Here is a 23,480-nt window from a genome sequence, read left to right on the forward strand (position 1 = left end):
CGATTCTTCTGTACAGATGAGACAGACCATATGATAATGCCCACAACAACCGCTGCAATAACAAGTGAACTCAAATGGAACATCGTTTCATGATGCATATTCAACATCCCCTTTCAATGTGTCCGTTTTCTATAGCATCAGCTAGAAGATGTCTTTTTATGAAAAACACATTTCTTTGTTTAATGAATGGATTGTCGTGGAAACCTAAGAGTACGGATGACATCTTGAAGGAGTGAAGATACATGTCACAAGAAGAGTTAAAGCAAAAGGTAATGAACTTATTAGACGAACAAAAAGTGGGAACATTGGCGACTGTTGAACAAGATAAGCCGCATACCCGCTATATGACTTTTTTTCATGAAGGGCTGACATTATATACACCAACAAGCAAAGAAACACATAAAGCGGATGAGATTGAAAAAAATCCGAATGTTCATATTCTCATTGGTTATTCAGGTGAAGGATTTGGGGACACATATGCAGAAATCGCAGGTAAAGCCACATTAACTGATGATCCAGAACTGATCGACCGCCTTTGGTCTGATGAGATGGAGAAATGGTTTAAAGGAAAAGATGATCCAAACCTAGTGATCCTTAAGATTGACCCAACCTCCATTCGTTATATGAACGAAGGAAACCGGACACCAGCAGAATTATCACTTTAACACTTGCGTAAGTTGGGGGAACGTGTTATAGTTTTATATTAAGTGTTGAAATAGCAAATAAATAAAGAAAGTAAACTTTCTTTTTTCTATGACATAATGAGAAGCAATAGAGCTTCTACTTGATAAGAACGAGACGCTGTCAAAGCGAACAAACTTATTCTTTTCCTTCTGCAACCGCCCCCTATAAAAGCGGAAGAATGGAAAAAAGACGTTTTGATTTACAATTCACACTGGCACGGCTTCGGAGCCGTAAGGACGAATGAGAGGTAGGGCTTTCGTTGTCTTGTTATCCAGAACTTCCATGGCGTTTACTTTCAAACGTAGGTTCACTCGGAACACATATGACACACTGATATGATCGAATCTTAATTCATACACTCCGTGACGGAGATTAAACATTGATTATTTATTTGCATGAAAAGAGTAAGAAACGGGCTGCCATCTATTTGGCAGCCTTTTTACGTTTTAAACAATAAAATAGGAAAAAGGAAGAAAAAAAGCGGACACCGTCCGCATGACATCCCCTTCAAAAAGATTCGCCGCCAACATTAGAACAACGAACACTCATCGACAGAAAGAGGAAATGCTTCATCATCACTCACTTCGCCCTTTCTTCTGATACCTCCAAATCCGGCCAATAAAAAAGAACATCACCGTAAACAAAATAGAGAAGATCAATATGTCCAGCAGTGTCACGCCTCTATCTGGATGCACAACCCCAAACCAAACCCATTGAAGAACAAAAGAGATAGCAAAATAAAAGATGGATTCTTTCATGAAATTCTCCTTTTTACTTGTTTTTTTGACTGTTTAGCCACACCATCCAGATGAGAAAGGAACAAATGGCGCATGCGAGCAAAGTGACAGGCGGCAAGGTGTACCAGCCAGTCAGCCCCTTTACAAAGCACATATAAAAAAAGAAAATGGTAATAGATACGAGCACCCCTTGCTTGAACCAACGGGGAACACGCAGCCAAGCCGCTAGAATGATCGATGATAGCTTATCCATTGAGATAACATCCTTTTTTTGAATCTGATTGGATTTTATCGTAAATAATCAAATATGTAAAATATGGATTTAGAAAGTTGGAATGGTATTCTGCTAGCATGAAACATTCTCGCTGCACTGACGTATAAGAAAAAGGAACTCCATGAAAGGAAGCGATCAAGTGAAAAGAATACCAGTGATTTTCCTCAGGTATATTGTCTTCTTTATTCCAGCGATCATTCTTAGTGTTTTGGTGTGGAACCATTACCAAGATGATTTATCCACAGGGAAAGTAACAGAGTATGACGTCAAACGAATGTTTACATTCGATGAAGGAAAACGAGTGGTGAGTGCTGTATCAAAAAACCAGCAGCTCCATTTTGCAATGTATGATCCTCAATCAGGAAAAAGAATCAGTGAATGGACCACGGAAAGCGATACGTTTAATGAAATGCTGCCATCCATTCAAGGGAACCATCTCTTAGTTGCTTTAAAAAATAAAGACGATCAGCTGTTGATCGAAAAACTGTCTCCAAGCGGAGCAAAGAAAGAACTCGTCAAGCAAAACTTACAGATTCCCTCATTTTTAAAAACGAATACATATCAATGGAATGGACGTCTCGTGTTTACAGGAGAAATGGAAGGCGCTGCTGCGGTCCTCGGTGAGCTAAAGAATGGTCAGTTTCATGTCCACAATCTCAGCGAGCTGAAGCTACCAGCAAGACCTGTTTCCATCGATGTCGTCATGAATTCTTTTAGAGGGCAGACCCCATTCCCTATGTTTGAATTGACTTTGAAAAATGACCAGAAGGCGTATGTCAGCGGAATCTCAAACGAGAAGCATCAGCTTGGGGTCTATGTCTCCAAAAGTGCTGAACCGTTTAGCCTCATTGAAGAAAAAGTCGTGCAGCAACTGAAAAAAACGATCGGATCATCACAAAACGTTGCTGTCGCTGTCGAATCCAACTATCCAAAAAGACCAAGGAAAGTGGATGCAGAGGGAAGGCTTGGGGAAGTCGTCCCAACACCAAAACCGATGTACCAAACCTTTATCTACCAGCTGAATGAAGAAGAAGTTCTTCTTTTAGGCTCTACAGCAAAGGACGAAGCACAAGGCAAGCTGACTGGTTATATTTATAATCATCGCACGAATAAGGCGACGTCTGCCAGCAAGCTTTTTCAGTCGTTGTCATATGAATCTTTACAAAAAGAAGATCTCTCTTTTCATAAAAATGTGAAGAGCGATTGGCTCTATTATTCACTTGGCAACCAATTAACGGGGGCCTTTGAGACGAAAAGCAAACAGCTAAAGGAATTCCCTTTGCAAAAGGTCATCTCAATCGAAAATGCCAGTCCAGCCCACCAAACGTCTGTTGACACCTTTATGCAATATGTCATGAAGGGCGGACCACTTATTCTCAACTGGGCGATATGGCTCTTTATCCCACTGTTGTTATTTGTGCTAGCGATCTTCCTGCCACCGATTTTGAGGCTTGTGAGAAAGAACAAGATAAAAGACAGTGTCACATTAGAAGCCAATATTGTATCAGTCAAAGAAACGGGTACCTACATCAACGAACAGCCGCTGGTCAACATGCAGCTTCAATTTCAATATGATGGGAAAAATATCGAAAAGGCGGTTAAAACGGTTGTATCCTATACTCAGATACCGCAACCGGGTCAGCGTATCGCCATTCTCTACAATCCGAAAAAGAAAAAAGCGATGCTCTTAAAAGAAGGTGACTTCTCGCAGCCAAGCGAGCCAAAATTCATCAAAGGCGCTATTTTAAGAAACATAGAATCATATGGAACCGTAGGACGAGGCACCGTCTTATCACTTACATTTGAAGCAGATCAGAAAAGGTATACCATTCCGATGATTCAAGCCGCTGGTTTTGAGTTTAGAACAGGAGAAAAAGCCGATCTCGTTGACATCAACGGCCAGCTCAAAATGGCAGCCTATGGGCATGAAGTGCGGAATCGATCGGGGAAAGATGTGACGTTAACAGGAACGATCCAACGGGTGAAGCAATATCCAGTCACAATTCATGATCAGAAGCCTATTATGCTGGATGTGACGGTTTCTAGCGGAGATCAATCCATCACAAAAACGGTCAGTCAATTCATACCTGACCATATGGAGGTCGCGCCAGGGACACAAATCACGATGCAGACAAAAAAAGAAGAGTTGAATAGAGAAATGGGACTCATGCAAGAGAAACAAGGAAGTGCAAAAGTGACCGAAGTGTCGTTTGTCGGGGTCATCGGCAATCTTCCGTTAGCGATCATTCAAGTCGAAAGAAATGGTGTGCAGTATGAGATCAAGCAGCCAATTGATCCAATTACTAGCGTATTGCCTGATGATGAATTATGGATAGCGTTTAACGACATGACACGTCAAGCAGCCATTGTGAAATATGCATCGATATAAAAAAGCGTTCCACTATCAGAACGCTTCAACGTAAAGACAAAGGGCTAAAACGACATTCGTTTTAGCCCTTTTGATTAAGCTTTTGTATCATACTGACGGAGCACCTTGTCATAGGCGAAGTTGCCGAAAGGAATGAATGCCGCAAAGAATCCGGCGATGGACCATTTCAAATGCCAGCGAACTTTAAATGTCACATATGCCAAAATGAGCATATAGATCACAAACAATGCGCCATGAAGAGAGCCCACAATGGTGACCGCCATCGGAATATCCGCAAAATATTTTAGAGGCATGGCAATTAAAAGAAGGGTTAAAAGAGACATACCCTCAATAAAACCCGCCTGTCTCAGACGGCTGATACTTGTATGCATATACAAATCCTCCTGTATAAAAGCTAGTTTCTCATCTTCTAATATAAACGAAAGATCGCCTGGACATGCGGAAATCTACGAAAAATTCAAAATATGTTCAACGAATGCTTAAAAAATGGGAAATGACACGCGTTACTTTTCGGTTGTTTCAGAGAGTACTTGCTTTAAATGCGCCACATCATGTATGAGGTGGTCTGTCATCGCCTGAACGGCTGCTGCAGCCCGGCGTTCTTTTATTTGAGTGAAAATGGCCGTATGCTCTTTTTGAATCGTCTCGGCCCGAGGCCCGCCGCTAAAATGAAAGATGCGGCAATAATGAATGAGCGCATTCACGTGATTTAATTGTTTAGATAAACGGTGATTGTGACTGGCTTGTATGATTGTTTGATGAAACGCTTCGTGTAACTGAACGATATCCTGAGATGGCAGCTGCTGTTTGATTGCTTCGTCTGCCTTCGTGAGCACCCGTTCAATGTCATCTATCTCTCTATCTGTGGCTTCTTTGCAGGCAAGCTTAACGGCAAGCGTTTCTAAAGCCATTCGAACTTGATAGAGTTCCTCGACATCCCGCTCTGTTAACGTATAGACAGAGTAGCCTGATTTAGGATCAGCGATTAAAAGTTCGTCCTTCTCTAAAAGCCGCATGGCTTCTCTCACTGGTGAGCGGCTTACCCCAAATTGTTTGGCAAGCTGCGTTTCATTGATGCGTTCACCTGGCTGGAACTGCCCGTTAAATATCATTTGCTTCAGCTGTTCATAAAATTGCATATGATACGGTGCTGGTCTTTCAATTTCGAATGAATTCATCCCGTTATTCCCTCTTTTATACATGCTCTTTTGTCTCATGTTATCCAAGTTCTTCCCTCTAGGCAAGCCTGCATCGAAAAGTCAATATCGTACAATCCAAGAGAAAAAGGGTGTGCTACACTAATGATCAGCTCAGTGAAAAGAGGGGATCGACATGAGAATACTAGAGGAACGAACAGTCCATTTTGACCAGGACTTGCAAATAGAGGCGTATCGCTTTCATGCCATCATCAAAAAGTTCCCAAAACATTTTCATCCATACTATGTGATTGGATTTATTGAAGGCGGTCAAAGACGTATGTTCTGCCAAAATCAAGAATACATCATTGAAAAAGGAGATATCCTTCTTTTCAATCCGTACGATAACCACGCATGTGAACAATTTGATCACATGCCGCTAGATTATCGCAGCTTAAATATTGAACCAGAGGTGCTGGAGAAGGTCTTTCAGCACAAGCCGCATTTTAAAGCCCCTGTGGTTTCACAAAGTGAACTAGCAAAGCAATTATATGATCTTCATCAAATGATCACAGAAGAAGCTCCTGCTTTGAATAAACAGGAAGCCTTTTACTTTTTGATGAAGCAGTTGATCGAAACCTATTCTGATACACCAGAGGAAAAAGCATCAGCAGCCAATGCCAATGAACAAAAAGTCCAAGAGGTACAGCAATATATTGAAACACATCTCACGGAAAATATATCGTTAGATGACTTAGGTGAGCTTGTGTCCATGAACAAATATTCATTGCTGCGTGCTTTTACAAAGTTCAGAGGAATTACGCCGTATCGTTATTTACAGACAATCAGGGTGAACTATGCGAAGGAACTTCTCGCCCAAGGAATGAAGCCAATAGATGTAGCTGCTGCCGCTGGATTTTCTGATCAAAGTCATTTGACTCATTTCTTTTCGGAATTTATTGGGCTTACGCCAGGGCAGTATCAGCAAATTTTTGCAAAGCAGGTAACAGCAAAATGAAAAATAAACAGCTTCTTGGTCATCTAGCAGCCATGCTCACCATTTTTTTATGGGGATCTACCTTTATATCAACCAAAATATTATTAACGGCTTTTTCTCCAACAGAGATTTTATTTTTTCGTTTTTTCCTTGGGTACCTTGCCCTGATGATCATTTATCCAGTCACCATGAAGGTGCAGCATAGAAAGCATGAAGGGATGTTTGCGCTCGCAGGGTTATGCGGTGTGGTCTTATACTATTTTTTAGAAAATGTTGCACTTACCTATACGTTTGCTTCGAATGCAGGTGTTATCAGCTCCGTTGTCCCATTTTTCTCTTTTCTATTGTCTTATTTTTTATTAAAAGATGAGCCGCTACATAGCCGGTTTTTTATCGGCTTTTTCATTGCGATGACGGGAATTGTGCTGATTAGCTTGAACGGGATGACGACATTCCAATTGAATCCACTCGGCGATGCTTTAGCATTTATGGCTACCATCGTCTGGGCATTCTATTCCATTTTATCGAAGATGATCAACCAATATGGCTACCATATCATTCAGGTAACAAGGCGTGTCTTCTTTTACGGACTGCTATGGATGATTCCACTGATCTGGCATTTTAAGGTTCGTTTAGACTGGGAGCGGTTGACCAATCCATCGTTTGCCTTCCACTTGCTGTTTTTAGGCGTCTTTGCATCTGCTATTTGTTTTCTAACATGGAGCTTTTCCGTGAAGACGATCGGTGTGGTGAAATCGAGTGTGTATATTTATGGAGTGCCTATTATCACGATGATCATTTCAATGATCGTTCTTCACGAGAGCTTGACCTTCATGTCTGGGCTTGGAACAGCACTGACCTTAGGAGGTTTGCTGCTTTCAGATAAAAAAAGTGCGGGAAGAAAGAAACAGAAGCCCCATGTGCTGATGCAGGATAAAAAGGCGCTTTGATCAAAAAAAGCGTCTTTTGTCCATTGTAAGAACACGCACTCTTTAGTAAACTCAAATGAAACGGTCGACGGTCGACCGATAACAAAGGGGGAAAAATCAATGAAGCATATTTCAATTGCAGCGATACCAGGTGACGGGGTTGGAAAGGAAGTTGTGCCTGAAGCTATTCGAGTTTTGAAAGCGGTATCAGATGTGCATGGCGGTCTGTCTTTCACCTTTCAGGACTTTCCGTGGAGCTGTGAGTATTATTTAGAGCATGGCGAAATGATGCCAAAGGATGGATTGGAACAACTAAAAGCCTTTGACAGCATTTTCTTAGGAGCAGTCGGAGATGCCAATTTAGTGCCGGATCATGTATCACTTTGGGGATTGCTCATTAAAATTAGACGTGAATTTGAGCAAGTGATAAACGTCAGACCTGCAAAACAGCTGAGCGGCATTCGCTCACCGCTTGCTCAGCCAAAGGATTTCGACCTTCTAGTTGTCAGAGAAAACGGTGAAGGTGAATATAGTGAAATTGGAGGCCGTATTTATCAAGGAGAAGATCAGCTTGCTGTTCAAAATGCAGTGTTCTCAAGAAAAGGGACAGAGCGTGCGATGCGTTTTGCCTTTCAATTAGCAGAAAAAAGGCGAAAGCATGTGACGAGTGCAACGAAATCGAATGGGATCGTTCATACCATGCCTTTTTGGGATGAAGTGTTTCAAGACGTAGCAAAGGATTATCCAGAGGTGACAGCAGACTCACAGCACATTGATGCACTCTCAGCCTTCTTTGTAACTAGACCTGAGAAATTTGATGTAGTTGTTGCCAGTAACTTGTTTGGTGATATTTTGACAGACCTTGGGGCAGCCATTATGGGAAGTATTGGCGTAGCGCCTGCCGCCAACATCAATGTAAATGGCAAATACCCATCCATGTTTGAACCAGTACACGGCTCAGCTCCAGACATTGCTGGAAAAGGAATTGCCAATCCGATCGGTCAAATCTGGACCGCTAAATTGATGCTGGATCATTTCGGAGAGGAAGAACTGGGCACCCATCTGCTCGAAACCATCGAATTAGTCACAGCAGATGGCTTTTTAACAGCAGACATCGGCGGCGCCTATCAAACGCAAGAAGTCACGAATGAAATCATCAAACGATTGAAGAAATAACGTATTAATTATAAATATAGGCAAGTAGTATCTATAATTCGCCTTTTGATTTTATTTTTTTGAAAGTGTGTTATATAGAGTGTTATATAGTAACCAAGCGTTTTTATCTCCTGCATAGAAAAAATATTTTTTGCTTTGTATATCTTCATTTTTATAACAAATACCTAAGTGAATACATTCACTTAAAATTTTCGAGGATTTTTTCTTAGCTAGATTTTTCTTCAAATCCAAAAAGAAATTTGTAACTAAAAGTGAAACGATGTAAGGTGTAAATAAAATTGTAGCGAGATTAATAAGATTAGCTTTTGAAAAATTCTTTATATATATATTTATCTCATCGAAGTATATTTTTTCTTTTTCTACTAATTTCAATGCAACTTGTTTTTGTTCTAATAATGAAGGCCCAGAGAAACTAATACTCACATGGAAAAAAATAGATATAGTTACTAATGAAATGACAATATTACTTAATTTAAGTACATTGCTTAATTGATCCAGTTGATATGGTGGGTGAAATATAATAATTATTAAAAGAAATATTACAGAATATATAGTTATTATAATAAAAACAAAAATATATTTCTCATTAAGAATATAAGAAACAATAATAAGGTTTTCATTTTTGAAAGTTGATATGAATTTCATAAGGTGATTATATGCATTATTGTTTGTGGAAAATGAAAAAAGAGTTATAACAAACGTTAAAACTGAAAGGATTAAAAAAATCAAACCGAAAAATCCGAAAAATGTAGTGCTAATAATCCCTAAAAATCTAATATAAAAATTATTGTGATATATTGATAAACCGATTAGAATTAAGCAAAAACTAAAAGAAAGCAAAGAAATTCCATGGATACTATTCCAAAAATGATAGAATATATTGAAATTCAAACCAATGGTTATTTCTACTAAAATAAAAATTATAGATATTAACATTATAATTTGACCTCGGATTTGACGGTCTACTTTAAAGTTCTCATCAGTAATATCTAGGTGCTTAAGTTTAACTGTTGATATATAGAGAGATATGGTTTTTAAAATCCAAAATAATGGGATGAGAAAAAATGATAGTTTAAATATCATAATATGTATGGAACTAAGTAAACTTATCAAAATATAATAGACTAAAGATAAATTCAAACCTTGTTTTATACTAACTTTAGTGATATAGGTCCAAACAGTTTGCATTCGTTCTCCTTAATTTTTTCTTTTTATACTAATAATAACATTTGTGAAGGTGTGTACCAATAACTATATAGGACAATCTAAAACGAAATCATCAAACGATTGAAGAAATAATCCGTCATTAGAACCGCATCTCCACGTCTGCTATAATAAAAGGATGGATAGAAGAAAGAGATGTGAAATTTCGTGTCAAAAACAGTTGTGTTAGCAGAGAAACCTTCAGTAGGACGTGACCTTGCACGTGTGCTGAAGTGTCATAAAAAAGGAAATGGCTTTTTAGAAGGAGATCAATACATTGTGACATGGGCGCTTGGCCATTTGGTCACACTAGCTGATCCAGAAGGCTACGGGAAAGAATTTCAATCCTGGCGCCTAGAGGATTTACCCATTATTCCAGAACCACTCAAGCTTGTCGTGATGAAAAAGACAGGGAAGCAGTTCCAAGCGGTTAAAGCGCAGCTGGCGAGAAAAGATGTAAAAGACATTGTCATCGCAACAGATGCTGGACGTGAAGGGGAGCTTGTGGCAAGGTGGATTCTTGAAAAAGCACATGTGAAAAAGCCTCTAAAACGTCTATGGATTTCGTCTGTTACAGACAAAGCTATTCAAGAAGGGTTCAAACGATTAAAAGACGGCAGAGAGTATGATAACTTGTATCGCTCGGCGGTTGCGCGTGCAGAGGCAGACTGGATTGTCGGCATCAACGCAACAAGAGCGCTGACAACGAAGTTCAATGCGCAGTTATCCTGTGGACGTGTGCAAACGCCAACGATTGCTATGATCGCCAAGCGAGAGGAAGACATTCAGCAATTCCAGCCGAAGCCGTTCTTTGGGCTGACTGCACAAGTAGACGGACTGACGCTGACTTGGCAGGATGCAAAGACAAAACAAAACCGTACATTCCAAGAGGATGTAGTGAAGGAGCGCTTGGCAGCCTGTAAAGGAAAACCTGCAGTAATTGATGCACTGAAAAAAACAGCGAAAAAAGCCTTTGCTCCAGGATTGTATGACTTGACAGAGCTGCAGCGTGATGCCCATAAACGCTACGGTTTTTCAGCAAAAGAAACACTGTCTACACTTCAGCGTCTGTATGAGCAGCATAAGCTCGTCACATACCCGCGTACGGATTCACGTTTCATTTCGGCAGATATCGTGCCTACATTAAAAGATCGACTCAAAGGAATGAACGTTAGACCTTACGCGCAGCATGTGAATCGCATTTTACAATCAGGCATTAAAGCGCATAAAGGTTTTGTCAACGACGCCAAAGTGTCAGATCACCATGCGATCATTCCAACCGAGGAAGAGCTGTATCCAGGTGCATTAAGCGATAAAGAGCGTAAATTATATGACCTGATTGCCAAGCGATTCCTCGCTGTACTGATGACCCCCTTTGAATATGAGGAAACAACAGTGATCGCCAAGATCGGCAGTGAGACATTCACAGCGAAAGGGAAAATTGTGCAATCAGCCGGTTGGAAAGCCGTGTACGATGATTCCTATGAAGACGAGGAATCAGCCGAAGCAGATCAGCACTTGCCGGCATTAACAGAGGGGCAGTCACTTGACGTACGCCAATTAAAAGAGACAAAAGGCGAAACGAAACCTCCTGCTCGTTTTAACGAAGCGACCCTTTTATCTGCCATGGAGAACCCGTCTGCATTTATGGAGAACAAGGAAAAAGACTTAGTGAAAACCCTTGGCGAAACGGGTGGATTGGGGACAGTGGCCACAAGAGCTGATATCATTGAGAAACTGTTTAACAGCTTCTTAATTGAGAAAAAAGGCAAAGACATCTTCATCACATCGAAAGGGAAGCAGCTTCTTTCTTTAGTACCTGAAGATTTAAAGTCACCTGCGTTAACAGCGGAATGGGAACAAAAGCTGTCTAAAATTGCGAAAGGCCAATTGAAAGCTTCTCAATTCATGAGTGAAATGAAGTCATATGCAAAACAAGCCGTATCTGAAATCAAACAAACGAACCAAACCTTTAAGCATGACAACATGACAGGCACACATTGCCCTGACTGCGGAAAACTCATGTTAAAAGTGAACGGGAAAAACGGCACCATGCTTGTTTGTCAGGATAGAGAATGCGGACATCGAAAAAATGTGGCAAAGAAAACAAATGCACGCTGCCCGAACTGTCATAAAAAGCTTGAGCTGCGCGGGGAAGGCGATGGCAAAATATTTGCCTGTGTTTGTGGTCATAGAGAGAAACTGTCTGTTTTCGAAAAACGCAAATCACAATCCAATCAAAAACGAGCCAGTAAGCACGATGTGTCCAAATATATGAAGAAACAAAAGAAAGTGGAAGAACCAATCAATAACGCACTTGCAGAACAATTGAAGAAACTAAAATTAGATCAATAGTTGTGTAAAAACCCATGTGAATTCGCATGGGTTTTTTGTTTTTTAGAGTATTTTGACATGTTGTTTTTCTGTAAATGGGAATATGTAAGCGAAAAGACTCGTAATTTGGTATAAAATATTTATTTTCATTTAAACAGAAACGCTCTATAATAAATCGTTAGATGCTTAGAGAGAACAAGGATTGAAAGGGGACACGAATGGATACACCCATATATCGTACAGCTATCGCTATACTCATTGTCATTCTACTAGGCGGATGTACCTGGAAACAGCAGCAACATTCAGCTCAACCAGAACCTGCAAAGCCAGTATTGTCAGGAGAGTACTTTATGACTCACCACTTAATGACAGATCAAGGCATGATTCGCACCTCGCTTGCGGAGCAGCCTACTTACTTATCGGAATCGCTCGGACTTTGGATGGATTATCTTGTTAGAAAAAAAGATCAAACATCTTTTGATCAACAGGTAGACGTCCTGCGCACTCAATTCTTACTGGAACATGATCTTCTTAGCTGGCAAATCGAATCTCATCAAAAAAGCAAAGTCAATGCTTTAGTTGATGACTTACGTGTAGTAACAGCACTTCAAAAAGCAGATCAATTGTGGCAGAAGTCAGTGTATCAAACCACAGCCAAAAAAATCGCAAAAGCGTTAAAAGACAAAAACATGTTCAAGGGTATGTTGACCGACTATTATGATGCATCGACAAAGCAAACTTCACATACAATCACACTTTCATATATTGACCCAAAAGCAATCAAAGAACTAGTATCCCTCCACCTATTCACAGAACAAATGATGAACAGCCAATTGGCCATTCTACAAAATGCACCGAGACAAAAAGGATTTTTTCCAAAATCCTATGACATAGCGAAGAAAGTCTACTCATTTGATCAGGAAATCAACTTGATCGACCAGCTTTATACGGCTCTTTATGCCGAACGTGCACAGGTTGATACATCAGTCATCATGAAATGGCTGAAAACCAACTTCCAAAAGGAAGGAAAACTGTATGGACGATATAAACTGAGCACATTACAGCCAGCAGTGACGTATGAATCGCCTTCAGTCTATGCACTGGTGATCTTATATGCACTCAAACAAGGAGAAGATGATTTTGCAAAAGACGTCTATCACCGAATGAAAGAGCTGCAAATCCAAGATCCTCTCAAGCCTTATTACGGAGGCTATATGAACGAAAAAGATACACACTCATTTGATAATTTATTGCCTCTAATTGCAGAAAGGGAGCTTCTAAATGAAAAGGTTATTCAGTAACACCTATCGCACGTATTATACGTTGCTCCTCACGTTTGCGGGACTCATTTTATTTATGGGCTACTTGAATGGACGTGATGCGGAGAGTGTCATGATCATCACACTCACATTTGTCGTGATAGGATGCGGCATTTTATTTGGTATTTTGCCAGCATTGGTTTTTACTTTGTTGATTTTGTTCTTTATAGGAAGCGGGATGTTCTTTACAGAGCTTGGTCACACAAATTCACTCTTTTCTAATCAAACGTTGCAAGATGTCGTGATATGGGGCGTGGCGCTTCTCTTTTTTGCTATTTCTGCTGGAAACGTGCATGAGCGAATAAAAACGATGCGTTACACCATTGAACAACAAAAGAGGGCCATCAAACAATTTGTAGCGATTGACTCAACCACAGGCTTTGACAATGCAGAGCGGATGAGGCTCGAATTGTCTGAGGAAATGAAACGAGCAGAACGATACAAACAGCCATTCGTCTTTATCCTTCTTCATATGCACTACTCAGCGGAATTCAAAACATTATATGGAGAAAAAGAAATGCAGCATCTTTTCCAGCAACTCAGTATGAAGATTCGCGAAAGTGTGAGAGAAACCGATAAGAAATTTCGATTATCCGAAGAACGAATCGGGCTGCTGCTCACTCACACACCTGCAGAAAACGTCTCGATCGTTCTTGAAAAGCTAAAGGATAAACTGCAAACGCATGTCCTGCTAAATGGTCGTGAAGTGACCTTAACTTTTCATGTCTGTCATTTAACAAGCAGCTCGGATTATCGGACACCAGAGCAATTTTTAGAAGAACTAGAAAACGAGATGATGATGAATGAACTTTAATGTTTTGACGAAATGTTGTTTGTTATTCGTTCTTTTCTCTATGCTTTCGATCAAAGACAGTACATCAGCTGGTGCACTTGAGAAAGAGTTCAGGACCCTCATCGTCTATTCCACACAATCAGGTGAGGCAACTCCAACTGTTCATATGCTTGATGTACTTGTGGGGCATTTTTCCACACGAACGACCATTTTATCTGATGAACAAATAACTGAAAAGAACCTCAATGACTTTCAGCAAGTTATCTATATAGGTGAAGAAAAGAGAACGTTGAAAGCACAAACCGTACGTCTCATAAACGAATCAAAACGTTTAGTCGCAATAGGATACAATGCGGAACAGCTTCGTCCATTCTCGAAGCTTACTTTTCACAAACAAGATCACATCAGTCAAATCAAAGATACTGATGATCAAGAATACCGTCAGCTAGAGAGAGGAATCACAGCTCAGACGGTTCAAGGGACAGATCTGCAACGTAAATTCTTATTGAAGAAAAATCAAGCTGAACAGCCATTTGTGATTCAAACAAAAGAAGGTGCGGCATATGTCGGAATGCTAAATATCCTTCAGCACGACAAGCTACTTGCAGAGGTGCTTGAAAGTCTCCTGCCGGCTTCTAGTCAGACGAAGACAAAGTACTTACAGCTTGGGAAGATTAACCCCGTCACGGATGAGAAGAAGTTACTTGAACTTGGACGATACGTAACAGCTCGCCATATCCCTTTTCTGCTGGCGGTGACCCCTATATGGATTGATCCAGCAACAGGGGATGAAGTGACGCTGAGTGACCGACCTAAACTTGTCCACGTGTTAAAACAATTGCAAAGCAATGGAGCTAGTGTCGTTCTTCATGGGTTTAGCCGTACGTATCGAATGCAGGAGTCGGGTAAAGGCTTTGAATTTTGGGATGTAAAGTACGATCAGCCCGTTACGTCAAATGAACCAGAGAAAGCTGATCAGCAGCTGAACAAAAGCTTTTTTCCGAATGAAAAAGATTTTAATGTGTATATCAAATCCAATCAACATCAAGAAGCCATCTATACAGAAGAAAAGCTGACAAAAGGCATTGAACTGCTCACGCAGCAGGGGTTATATCCACTTGCATTTGAAGTGCCGAATGACGCCATATCCCTGCAAGGCTATGAAGTGATTTCCCGCCATGTGTCCAGTCTATTTGGACAGGTGCAGCTCTCAGACCGTACATGGAAAACAAGAAGTGCATCACCGTTTTTGTCGACACCCGCCATGCTTCATGGCATGACTTTATATCCTGAACAGTCTATAGATACAGCGTCTGGCCAAGAAGGTGCAAACATACTGGCTGAGCAGACAATTCAATCCATGCAGCATATCCAATCCGCCGCCATTGGGCTGTCCTATGATGTGGAAGCGGGGATAGATGGGCTGCAAGAGTTAATCACACAAATGGATGCGATCCCTTCTAGTGAATGGCTAGATTTAAAGAAAACAAAACAGACTGTTGAAACCCCGCATGTCCAGATCAAAACAACAGGAAATGGACATATTCAAATAGAGCAATCCAATATAGCTGAACCAAAAACAAACAAACGAAGCGGGATGGAAAATATGCTTCGAATGCTCACAATGGTGGTGCTGCTCTTTATTGTGGCATTTGCTTTTTACACATTGTATTTAAGGCTGACGATGAAAAAACGGATCTTTAAGGAGAGAAAATCAGGTGGCTGATATCTTATTTTACCTATCATTAATACTGATTTGGATCATGCTCCTATATCATATGTTTCTGATGCAGGGAGGCTTTCAGCACTATTTAACTTACGAAAAAGTGCTGCCTAAATGGACGAAACAAGGGAAAGATCTGCCGACCGTCAGCATTCTCATTCCAGCACATAATGAAGAAGTGGTCATTCGGCAGACGCTAAAAGCCATGGTCCAGTTATCCTATCCCAAACACCTTCTTGAAATCATTGTGATTAATGACAATTCCTCTGATTGTACAGGGGAGATTGTGCAATCATTTAGTGAGCAATACGATCATGTCCATATAATTGAAACAAAGCCGCCATTTGCAGGGAAGGGGAAATCTACTGCACTGAATGAAGGCTTGAAGGCTTCGACAGGAGACGTTATTTGTGTATACGATGCAGATAATATGCCTGAAAAGAAAGCCGTCTACCATTTGGTTCTTGGATTATTGAATGATCCTAAAGCAGGTGCTGTTGTCGGGAAATTCAGGGTCATCAATGCAGCCAAAAACCTCCTGACAAAATTCATTAACATAGAAACGATCTGCTTCCAGTGGATGGCGCAAGGCGGGAGATGGAAATGGTTTGGCATTGCGACAATACCAGGCACCAACTTTGCGATCCGCCGGCACATTTTAGAAGAGCTTGGCGGCTGGGATGTCCATGCACTAGCTGAAGACACTGAATTAACGATTCGTGTGTATAACCTGGGCTATGTGATTCGGTTCTTTCCTGCTGCGATTACATGGGAACAAGAGCCTGAAACATGGAAAGTCTGGTGGCGGCAGAGAACACGCTGGGCTAGAGGCAACCAATATGTTGTGCTTAAATTTTTAAGGCAGTTTATGAAATTAAAACGAAAACGAATGATTTTCGATTTATTTTATTTTTTCTTTACGTATTTCTTATTTTTCTTTGGTGTACTGCTCTCCAATGGCATTTTTATCGTAAACTTATTCGTTGATCTTCACTTATCTGTGGGAGCTGTGGCACTCATTCTATGGGGCTTAGCCTTCTTCCTCTTTTTAACAGAAGTGATGATTACGTTAAGCATAGAGAAAACAGAGCTGACCAAACAAAACATTCTCATTGTGATTCTCATGTACTTTACCTACTCCCAAGTATGGATTGCGCTTGTTGTGTACTCCTTATGTGTAGAGGCGAAAAGCCGATTATTGAAACAAGAAGTGAAATGGTACAAAACCGAGCGTTACAATCAACAACAAAAGAAAAGCGGGTGACATATTGAAATCGTTAAAATGGTTGATTTATATATTAGGATTATCCTTAGCGATCCAGCCTTTTTTCATGGCAGGTCAAGCAATGGCGCAATCCAACCGAGTTCAAGTCAAAGATGATTGGGTTCAACCTTCAAAAGAAAGCAAAACAAAAACGCAGCATCTATCAGAAGACGTAGTGACCTTATATGGACAAGAAGACCGCACTGAATTTACCTATCAAGTGGATCAGGAAAAAACAGAGTCAAGCACATTGACGTTAAATATAGAGGCTTCACCATTATTGATTTCACCTTCTTCATTCACTGTTATGATTGATGGAGAGATCGAAAAGACCATCCCTGTATCAGGGAAAAACCAGAAGAAGTCGATTCAAATCAAGTTGAACAAAGCACAATTGAAAAAAGGTACTCACCGCATTCAGGTCGCATTTTATGGTGTCTTAAAAGAAGGCGTGTGTATCAACCAAGAGACACCTGCTAATTGGCTAAAAGTGTATCCTGAAAGTGAACTTGTATTCAAAGGAATTCAAAAGAAAGACCTCGCATTAGACAACTTTCCATCACCTTTTATTCAAACGGGTGATCAGAAAGAACAGACAGACATTGTAATTCCTAATTCACCGGATGGAGCTGAATTAGAAGCAGCCATCAAAGTATACCGTACGTTGAAAAACAAAGATCGCCAAAAAGAGATCAAACTGATCCAAGAAAAGGACATCAAGCAAGTGACGCACCCAACGATTGCTGTGGGAGCTAAAGGAAGCTGGGATGGACGGATGAAAACGATTGAACAAGGTGCAGGAATTAAAACGAAAAGCAGTCATCTTACATTAGCGATGAGAACTTTGACAGCAAAGAAAACAGAACAGCCCATTTTATTTGTGACAGCGGAAAAACCTGTGACAATTGCTGAAAAAATCAATGTTCTGACTCAGTCAGAATTAACGGGTCAACTGACTGGAACGGACTTACTGATTCAAAAGACTGCAGCTCAAACGTCTAAACCATCTCACAAGATTCGTTTGAAAGATTTTGGCGGAGAGGATGTCACGGTTGGGACCAACAAGACGGCATCCGACCACTACTATTATCCGAAAGCGCTACTGGCTAACCAAAAATCAGGTGCAAAGCTCAATCTTTCATTCAAAAAATCTGATACAGCAGCAAGCAAAACAGAACGGTTAACTGTTATGATCAATGACGAACCGCACGACGTACCATTAACAAAACTAGGCAACAAAGATGCGAATGGATTCTATCATGTCTCGATTCCAGTAGATTCAAAGATACTTCAAAAAAATGAATATATTGATTTGCAATTTGTCACAAGTGGTTTTAAAAACATGGAATCCTGCAGACATACAGATGAAGAAGGCTGGATATTCATTGACAAAAATAGCTCTCTTCAAATACCAGAAGGAACAATGAGTGAAAAGCCAGATTTAGCCGCATGGCCGCTCCCGTTCACTTCGAAAAATACATTGATCATCATACCAGATCAAATCAAACGTGAAACAATCAATCAAATGGCCATGTTGACGGAATCTTTTAGTCAGCCAGAAGTAGCTCAATATCATTTAATGAAAGCTTCTCAAGTCACAAATGAACAATTGAAAAATCACCCTCTCATTTTCATCGGAGGCATTCAAACATTCTCTCTTCTGAAAGAAAAAGTGGCTGAGCTCATTGTTCCGGTGAAAAAGGATCAGTATGATGTATCTTCTTTCGGCATGATCAACGAAACAACGGCTCGAATTGTATGGACGCAGCCATCTGTTTGGAATAAAGAACAGATAATGACAGTCTTTTCAGGAATGACTGCAGCTGAAGCTAACGTGTCAAATGAAGTGATGCAATTTCTTCAAACAAATACAGAAAAAGCAACAGTTGCAATAGAGAGTAAAAACAAAGGCGTGTTTTCTAATCATCAATCCGTCAGCAGCACATCGAGCAGTCTGAAAACAAGTGAAAAACAAAGCAGCAGCGAGTCTTGGATTTACTTTGCGTGTATCGCTGCACTCATCCTTTTTGTGCTTGTGATGATTGTCTATTTCGTACGAAAAAACCGTAAAAAGACTGAGTTCTAAACGATCAAAAGACCTTGAAAAAATCTCTTTACTTTGGTGTCAAACGGGAGTATGATCTCTTTTATAAAAGACCAATCGCTGAATCATTTCGATGAGCGGGGGAACCAATTGTGGTGGTATAAAACACCACGTGGGGTGAATCCTTTTAAGGTAGGGCAAAATCTCATGCGCCCGAATCCGTCAGCTAACCTCGTAAGCGTTAAAGAGAGCAAAGACCAACCTGTGATCTAAACAATAGGCACAGGGGCATTCTATTGCCTCTGTGTCTTTTTGGCGATCCAAAATTTTGTAACTCAAATCGTTTGACACTAAAGGAGCGGGCAACACATGTACAGTTTGATGAAGCGTATTTTAATTGGTAAACCATTAAAATCACAGGCAGCAGGAGAACAAAAACTATCAAAAATCAAAGCTTTGGCATTATTGTCATCAGACGCATTGTCGTCAGTCGCATACGGTACAGAACAAATCTTGATTGTATTATCAGTTGTCAGTGCGGCAGCGTTTTGGTACTCACTCCCGATTGCAGGTTGTGTATTAATCCTTTTAATGGCGTTAATTCTATCTTACCGCCAGATTATTTATGCTTATCCAGAAGGCGGCGGGGCGTATGTCGTCTCCAGCAGAAACTTAGGTGAAAAACCAGGGCTGGTTGCTGGTGGATCATTACTCGTCGATTACATTTTAACCGTAGCAGTGAGCATTTCTGCTGGGACCGATGCGATCACATCGGCTTTTCCAGCTCTATATCCATATCATGTCATGATCTCAATCGTATTAGTTCTAGTGATTATGGTGTTAAACCTTCGTGGACTGACAGAGTCGGCATCTATTTTGGCTTATCCTGTGTACCTATTTGTCTTTTCATTGCTCATTTTAATTGGAGTGGGCGGGTTTAAACTATTAACAGGGCAAGTGCCGCCAGCACCTGAACATACAGCATTTGGCACACATGTATCAGGCATCACGTTATTTCTTTTATTAAAGGCATTTTCGTCTGGCTGTTCTGCTTTAACTGGTGTTGAAGCGATTTCTAATACAATTCCATCCTTTAAAAAACCAGCTGCACAAAATGCAGCGAGAACTTTATTGATGATGGGGGGATTACTGGCCGTTCTATTTGTAGGAGTGACATTGCTTGCGTTTGGTTTTGGCATCTCGCCAAAGCCAGAAGAAACGGTTGTGTCACAAATTGCATCAGACACATTTGGACGGACGTTTTTCTACTATGTCATTCAGGCTGTCACAGCTTTAATTTTAATATTAGCGGCAAACACAGGTTTTTCAGCTTTTCCATTATTGGCTGTTAACTTAGCAAAAGATAAATATATGCCGCGTATGTTTACAGTGAGAGGAGATCGACTCGGTTATTCCAATGGCATTATCTTTTTAGGTGTTGCTTCTATGCTGCTCATTTGGCTATTTGATGGGAAAACAGAACACCTCATTCCACTTTATGCTGTCGGTGTGTTTATTCCATTTACCTTGTCTCAGACAGGTATGTGTGTAAAGTGGATTCGTGAAAAACCACAGGGATGGAAAGTGAAAATGCCTATCAATATCGTGGGAGCACTTATTTCATTTACGGTTTTCATGATTCTCATTTTGACCAAGTTTCACCTTGTATGGCCAGTATTTGTTTTCATGCCAATTGTTCTATTTATTTTTCATTCTATTAAGAAACATTATCTGTCTGTTGGAGAACAATTGCGTTTATTGAATGAAACCGAGCCTGTCGAAATCAAAGGAAATGTGGTCATCGTCCCAATAGCAGGTGTCACACGTGTCGTCGAACAATCTGTGCAATATGCAAAATCCTTATCAGACCAGGTCATAGCGGTTCATGTATCGTTTGATAAAGAGAAAGACAAGAAAATTGAAGCTGATTGGGAAAAGCTGAATAGTGATGTGCGTCTTGTGATTTTACATTCGTCTTATCGAAGTCTCATTCACCCGCTTGATAAATTTCTTGAAACGATTGAAGCGAAAGCAAATGCACATCAATATAGAGTGATGGTGCTCGTCCCTCAATTTATTCCGAAAAAAAGATGGCACACCATTTTGCACAATCAATCTGCTTTCTTATTAAGATTCCGTTTATTATGGAAACGGGATATTGTTGTCGCCACTCTTCCATATCACTTTAAAAAGTAGCAAGAGCAAGTTGAAACGTTTGATCAAAAGGGTGCGGTGGTATGGAGTAAGAAAAAAGGAGTTTTCTCACATGCCGCAAAGAACCGCAGGAAAAGAAGTAACAGCGCTACTGGAAGAGTGGGGCGTGAAACATATTTATGGAATGCCCGGCGACAGTATTAACGAATTAATCGAAGAACTAAGGCATGAATCAAGCAAAATTCAATTTATACAAACAAGACATGAAGAAGTGGCAGCACTTTCAGCAGCAGCTGATGCGAAACTAACAGGCAAACTTGGTGTTTGTTTATCAATTGCTGGGCCAGGTGCTGTCCACTTATTAAATGGACTATACGATGCAAAAGCGGATGGTGCACCTGTATTAGCGATTGCAGGGCAGGTTGCCTCAACTGAAGTAGGCAGAGATGCATTTCAAGAAATCAAATTAGAGCGGATGTTTGACGATGTTGCTGTCTTTAATCAGCAAGTACAAACAGCAGAAGCTCTGCCTGACTTATTGAATCAAGCCATCAAAGCTGCTTATACCCATAAAGGGGTGGCGGTTCTCACTGTTTCAGATGATTTATTTTCTCAGAAAATTAAGCGGAGTCCTGTTTATACATCTCCTCTTTACATAGAGGGAGACGTGCGGCCGAAGAAAGATCAACTGCTAAAGGCTGCTCAACTCATTAACAATGCGAAGAAGCCGGTCATCTTAGCAGGAAAAGGATTAAGAAATGCAAAAGAAGAGCTTCTTTCGTTTGCAGAAAAGGCAGCTGCACCGATCGTCATTACACTTCCTGCAAAAGGTGTTGTTCCAGACAGGCATCCATACTTTTTAGGGAACCTAGGTCAGATCGGGACGAAGCCTGCATATGAAGCGATGGAAGAGTGCGATTTATTAATCATGCTTGGAACCTCCTTCCCATATAGGGATTACTTACCGGAAGACACACCTGCCATTCAATTGGATATCAAATCGGATCAGATCGGTAAAAGATATCCAGTAGAAGTGGGGATTGTAAGTGACAGTAAAAATGGTCTTCATGAACTAACCTCTTATATTGAATATAAAGAGCAGCGCGGTTTCCTTGAAGCTTGTACAGAGCATATGATGAAGTGGCGAGAAGAAATGGATAAGGAAAAATCTATTGCCACATCACCGCTTAAACCGCAGCAAGTCATCGCTAGATTAGAAGAAGCGGTAGATGATGATGCCATTCTTTCAGTTGATGTCGGTAATGTGACGGTATGGATGGCACGTCATTTCCAAATGAAACAGCAGGATTTCATTATTTCCAGCTGGCTTGCCACAATGGGCTGTGGTTTACCTGGCGCAATATCAGCTAAATTAAACGAACCAAACCGCCAAGCCATTGCTGTCTGTGGTGACGGAGGCTTCACAATGGTGATGCAAGATTTTGTGACGGCGGTAAAATATAAACTGCCAATTGTCGTTGTGATCTTAAACAACAACAACCTTGGTATGATTGAATATGAACAACAGGTAAAAGGCAACATCAACTATGGTATAGAGCTGGAAGATATTGATTTTGCAAAATTTGCAGAAGCATGCGGTGGTAAAGGAATCTCGGTGTCATCACATGAAGAACTAGCACCAGCCTTTGATCAAGCACTTCAAGCTGAGAAACCTGTGATCATTGATGTTGCGGTGTCCAATGAACCACCGTTACCTGGTAAAATCACTTACACACAAGCAGCGGGCTTTAGTAAATATTTATTGAAAAAATTCTTTGAAAAAGGTGAGCTGGATATCCCTCCACTTAAGAAAAGCCTTAAACGTTTTTTCTAAACAGCAGGTAGTCGGTCCTCCAATTAGGGGGACTGACTTTTTTGTTGAACAAGGAAAAACATTTCAATTGTCACTTGTTTTCTTTTGTATAAAAATATACAGACTGGATTTTTGTAACTTAAAGCCTATTTTTCCAATTCGATGAGAAAGGTAAAATAGACTTTATGATCAATAATGGAGGGAGTGGATTTTTCTGGGTAAGATACTTGATGCAAAAGCACTAACCAGTGCCATGGATACAAGGGCGAAACACTATCAGGCACTCCGTGAAGAAATGGTTGATTTAAAAAAAGCGCTACAGGGCGTGGCGAATCTAGGTGATGACTTCACTGGAAAAGGTGCCGATAATATTAAAAGCTTCTACAAAGAGCTCGCAGGAAATGTGGACATGTTCATCAGCTTTATTGATAAGCAAAAAGCCTTTCATGAAGGTGTTTCTGGAACGCTTGATGATACAAACTTTGGCGGCGATACCTTTGTAGAAGAACAC

19 protein-coding genes and 1 riboswitch are annotated in these 23,480 nt (G+C 40.5%); of the genes, 14 read left to right on the top strand and 5 right to left on the bottom strand.

All coding sequences use genetic code 11. The features are described 5' to 3' along the window. The first annotated feature begins 242 nt into the window (after positions 1-242). Entirely contained in the window at positions 243-665 is a 423-nt protein-coding gene (locus ACTJJQ_RS14895; protein ID WP_008347166.1) for a pyridoxamine 5'-phosphate oxidase family protein, read from the top strand. A gap of 594 nt (positions 666-1,259) precedes the next feature. On the opposite strand, the gene ACTJJQ_RS14900 is transcribed toward ACTJJQ_RS14895, so the two are convergent. Next, a complete protein-coding gene (locus ACTJJQ_RS14900; protein WP_241511744.1) occupies positions 1,260-1,442 on the bottom strand; it encodes a hypothetical protein in 183 nt (60 codons plus the stop codon). A 13-nt stretch (positions 1,443-1,455) separates the two neighbouring features. After that, on the bottom strand, positions 1,456-1,674 hold the full coding sequence (locus ACTJJQ_RS14905) for a hypothetical protein (RefSeq protein ID WP_144610469.1): 219 nt from the start codon (positions 1,672-1,674) through the stop codon (positions 1,456-1,458). Between the two features lie 160 nt (positions 1,675-1,834). Between ACTJJQ_RS14905 and ACTJJQ_RS14910 the strand changes: the two genes are divergently transcribed. After that, positions 1,835-4,084 (top strand): hypothetical protein, encoded by a 2,250-nt coding sequence (locus ACTJJQ_RS14910; protein ID WP_414092695.1) that lies wholly within the window; start codon positions 1,835-1,837, stop codon positions 4,082-4,084. A 74-nt stretch (positions 4,085-4,158) separates the two neighbouring features. On the opposite strand, the gene ACTJJQ_RS14915 is transcribed toward ACTJJQ_RS14910, so the two are convergent. Together ACTJJQ_RS14915 and ACTJJQ_RS14920 are read right to left on the bottom strand one after the other, a co-directional pair. Then, positions 4,159-4,455, bottom strand: coding sequence for a DUF3817 domain-containing protein (locus ACTJJQ_RS14915; RefSeq protein ID WP_008347156.1), 297 nt, complete (start codon positions 4,453-4,455; stop codon positions 4,159-4,161). A 132-nt stretch (positions 4,456-4,587) separates the two neighbouring features. Continuing rightward, entirely contained in the window at positions 4,588-5,262 is a 675-nt protein-coding gene (locus ACTJJQ_RS14920; protein ID WP_335357703.1) for a GntR family transcriptional regulator, read from the bottom strand. Positions 5,263-5,416: 154 nt separating this feature from the next. Here ACTJJQ_RS14920 and ACTJJQ_RS14925 point away from each other — a divergent pair, with 154 nt between their 5' ends. The 3 genes from ACTJJQ_RS14925 (at position 5,417) to ACTJJQ_RS14935 (ending at position 8,322) form a co-directional block, all read left to right on the top strand. Further along, positions 5,417-6,238 (top strand): AraC family ligand binding domain-containing protein, encoded by an 822-nt coding sequence (locus ACTJJQ_RS14925; RefSeq protein WP_268451049.1) that lies wholly within the window; start codon positions 5,417-5,419, stop codon positions 6,236-6,238. Continuing rightward, positions 6,235-7,167, top strand: coding sequence for a DMT family transporter (locus ACTJJQ_RS14930; RefSeq protein WP_335357702.1), 933 nt, complete (start codon positions 6,235-6,237; stop codon positions 7,165-7,167). Before ACTJJQ_RS14925 ends, ACTJJQ_RS14930 begins: the two co-directional genes overlap by 4 nt. Before the next feature lie 99 nt (positions 7,168-7,266). Next, positions 7,267-8,322, top strand: a complete 1,056-nt coding sequence (locus ACTJJQ_RS14935) for a tartrate dehydrogenase (protein WP_035390412.1) — start codon at positions 7,267-7,269, stop codon at positions 8,320-8,322. 51 nt (positions 8,323-8,373) lie between these two features. Here the strand turns inward: ACTJJQ_RS14935 and ACTJJQ_RS14940 are convergent, their stop codons facing one another. Beyond that, positions 8,374-9,510 carry a hypothetical protein gene (locus tag ACTJJQ_RS14940; RefSeq protein ID WP_035390410.1) on the bottom strand — a complete coding sequence of 379 codons (1,137 nt, stop codon included), beginning with the start codon at positions 9,508-9,510 and terminating at the stop codon, positions 8,374-8,376. Positions 9,511-9,693: 183 nt separating this feature from the next. Between ACTJJQ_RS14940 and topB the strand changes: the two genes are divergently transcribed. From topB to ACTJJQ_RS14985, 9 genes are all read left to right on the top strand, one after another. After that, positions 9,694-11,880: a DNA topoisomerase III gene (gene topB / locus ACTJJQ_RS14945; protein WP_041091165.1), complete on the top strand. Its 2,187-nt coding sequence runs from the start codon at positions 9,694-9,696 to the stop codon at positions 11,878-11,880. Between the two features lie 197 nt (positions 11,881-12,077). Beyond that, complete coding sequence (locus tag ACTJJQ_RS14950) at positions 12,078-13,160, top strand: glycosyl hydrolase family 8 (protein ID WP_411230600.1); 1,083 nt, start codon at positions 12,078-12,080, stop codon at positions 13,158-13,160. Beyond that, complete coding sequence (locus ACTJJQ_RS14955; RefSeq protein ID WP_017366643.1) at positions 13,141-13,992, top strand: GGDEF domain-containing protein; 852 nt, start codon at positions 13,141-13,143, stop codon at positions 13,990-13,992. The genes ACTJJQ_RS14950 and ACTJJQ_RS14955 overlap by 20 nt, the downstream gene beginning before the upstream one ends. Continuing rightward, the gene (locus ACTJJQ_RS14960) at positions 13,982-15,697 is read left to right on the top strand and encodes a DUF2334 domain-containing protein (RefSeq protein ID WP_440600342.1); all 1,716 of its coding nucleotides are present in this window, start codon (positions 13,982-13,984) and stop codon (positions 15,695-15,697) included. Before ACTJJQ_RS14955 ends, ACTJJQ_RS14960 begins: the two co-directional genes overlap by 11 nt. A 37-nt stretch (positions 15,698-15,734) precedes the next feature. Further along, positions 15,735-16,958: a glycosyltransferase family 2 protein gene (locus ACTJJQ_RS14965; protein ID WP_428828968.1), complete on the top strand. Its 1,224-nt coding sequence runs from the start codon at positions 15,735-15,737 to the stop codon at positions 16,956-16,958. A gap of 4 nt (positions 16,959-16,962) precedes the next feature. After that, positions 16,963-19,044 carry a cellulose biosynthesis cyclic di-GMP-binding regulatory protein BcsB gene (locus ACTJJQ_RS14970; protein ID WP_440600343.1) on the top strand — a complete coding sequence of 694 codons (2,082 nt, stop codon included), beginning with the start codon at positions 16,963-16,965 and terminating at the stop codon, positions 19,042-19,044. 66 nt (positions 19,045-19,110) lie between these two features. Beyond that, a riboswitch (cyclic di-AMP (ydaO/yuaA leader) is annotated at positions 19,111-19,258 on the top strand. A gap of 113 nt (positions 19,259-19,371) precedes the next feature. Further along, the gene (locus ACTJJQ_RS14975; RefSeq protein WP_007498061.1) at positions 19,372-21,198 is read left to right on the top strand and encodes an APC family permease; all 1,827 of its coding nucleotides are present in this window, start codon (positions 19,372-19,374) and stop codon (positions 21,196-21,198) included. Positions 21,199-21,268: 70 nt separating this feature from the next. Beyond that, on the top strand, positions 21,269-22,990 hold the full coding sequence (locus ACTJJQ_RS14980; protein ID WP_017366647.1) for a pyruvate oxidase: 1,722 nt from the start codon (positions 21,269-21,271) through the stop codon (positions 22,988-22,990). Positions 22,991-23,183: 193 nt separating this feature from the next. Next, on the top strand, positions 23,184-23,480 hold a 297-nt coding region (locus ACTJJQ_RS14985; RefSeq protein ID WP_440600344.1), incomplete at its 3' end, for a T7SS effector LXG polymorphic toxin.

It is taken from the genome of Bacillus sp. 22483 (assembly GCF_052044605.1).
Taxonomy (GTDB): domain Bacteria; phylum Bacillota; class Bacilli; order Bacillales; family Bacillaceae; genus Bacillus; species Bacillus altitudinis.

What these genes read in the sequence shown, in the direction of transcription:
- ACTJJQ_RS14895 (WP_008347166.1), top strand. Translation starts at nt 243, where the DNA reads ATGTCACAAGAAGAGTTAAAGCAAAAGGTAATGAACTTATTAGACGAA.
- ACTJJQ_RS14900 (WP_241511744.1), bottom strand. Translation starts at nt 1,442, where the DNA reads ATGAAAGAATCCATCTTTTATTTTGCTATCTCTTTTGTTCTTCAATGG.
- ACTJJQ_RS14905 (WP_144610469.1), bottom strand. Translation starts at nt 1,674, where the DNA reads ATGGATAAGCTATCATCGATCATTCTAGCGGCTTGGCTGCGTGTTCCC.
- ACTJJQ_RS14915 (WP_008347156.1), bottom strand. Translation starts at nt 4,455, where the DNA reads ATGCATACAAGTATCAGCCGTCTGAGACAGGCGGGTTTTATTGAGGGT.
- ACTJJQ_RS14920 (WP_335357703.1), bottom strand. Translation starts at nt 5,262, where the DNA reads ATGAATTCATTCGAAATTGAAAGACCAGCACCGTATCATATGCAATTT.
- ACTJJQ_RS14925 (WP_268451049.1), top strand. Translation starts at nt 5,417, where the DNA reads ATGAGAATACTAGAGGAACGAACAGTCCATTTTGACCAGGACTTGCAA.
- ACTJJQ_RS14930 (WP_335357702.1), top strand. Translation starts at nt 6,235, where the DNA reads ATGAAAAATAAACAGCTTCTTGGTCATCTAGCAGCCATGCTCACCATT.
- ACTJJQ_RS14935 (WP_035390412.1), top strand. Translation starts at nt 7,267, where the DNA reads ATGAAGCATATTTCAATTGCAGCGATACCAGGTGACGGGGTTGGAAAG.
- ACTJJQ_RS14940 (WP_035390410.1), bottom strand. Translation starts at nt 9,510, where the DNA reads ATGCAAACTGTTTGGACCTATATCACTAAAGTTAGTATAAAACAAGGT.
- ACTJJQ_RS14950 (WP_411230600.1), top strand. Translation starts at nt 12,078, where the DNA reads ATGGATACACCCATATATCGTACAGCTATCGCTATACTCATTGTCATT.
- ACTJJQ_RS14955 (WP_017366643.1), top strand. Translation starts at nt 13,141, where the DNA reads ATGAAAAGGTTATTCAGTAACACCTATCGCACGTATTATACGTTGCTC.
- ACTJJQ_RS14960 (WP_440600342.1), top strand. Translation starts at nt 13,982, where the DNA reads ATGAACTTTAATGTTTTGACGAAATGTTGTTTGTTATTCGTTCTTTTC.
- ACTJJQ_RS14965 (WP_428828968.1), top strand. Translation starts at nt 15,735, where the DNA reads ATGCTCCTATATCATATGTTTCTGATGCAGGGAGGCTTTCAGCACTAT.
- ACTJJQ_RS14975 (WP_007498061.1), top strand. Translation starts at nt 19,372, where the DNA reads ATGTACAGTTTGATGAAGCGTATTTTAATTGGTAAACCATTAAAATCA.
- ACTJJQ_RS14980 (WP_017366647.1), top strand. Translation starts at nt 21,269, where the DNA reads ATGCCGCAAAGAACCGCAGGAAAAGAAGTAACAGCGCTACTGGAAGAG.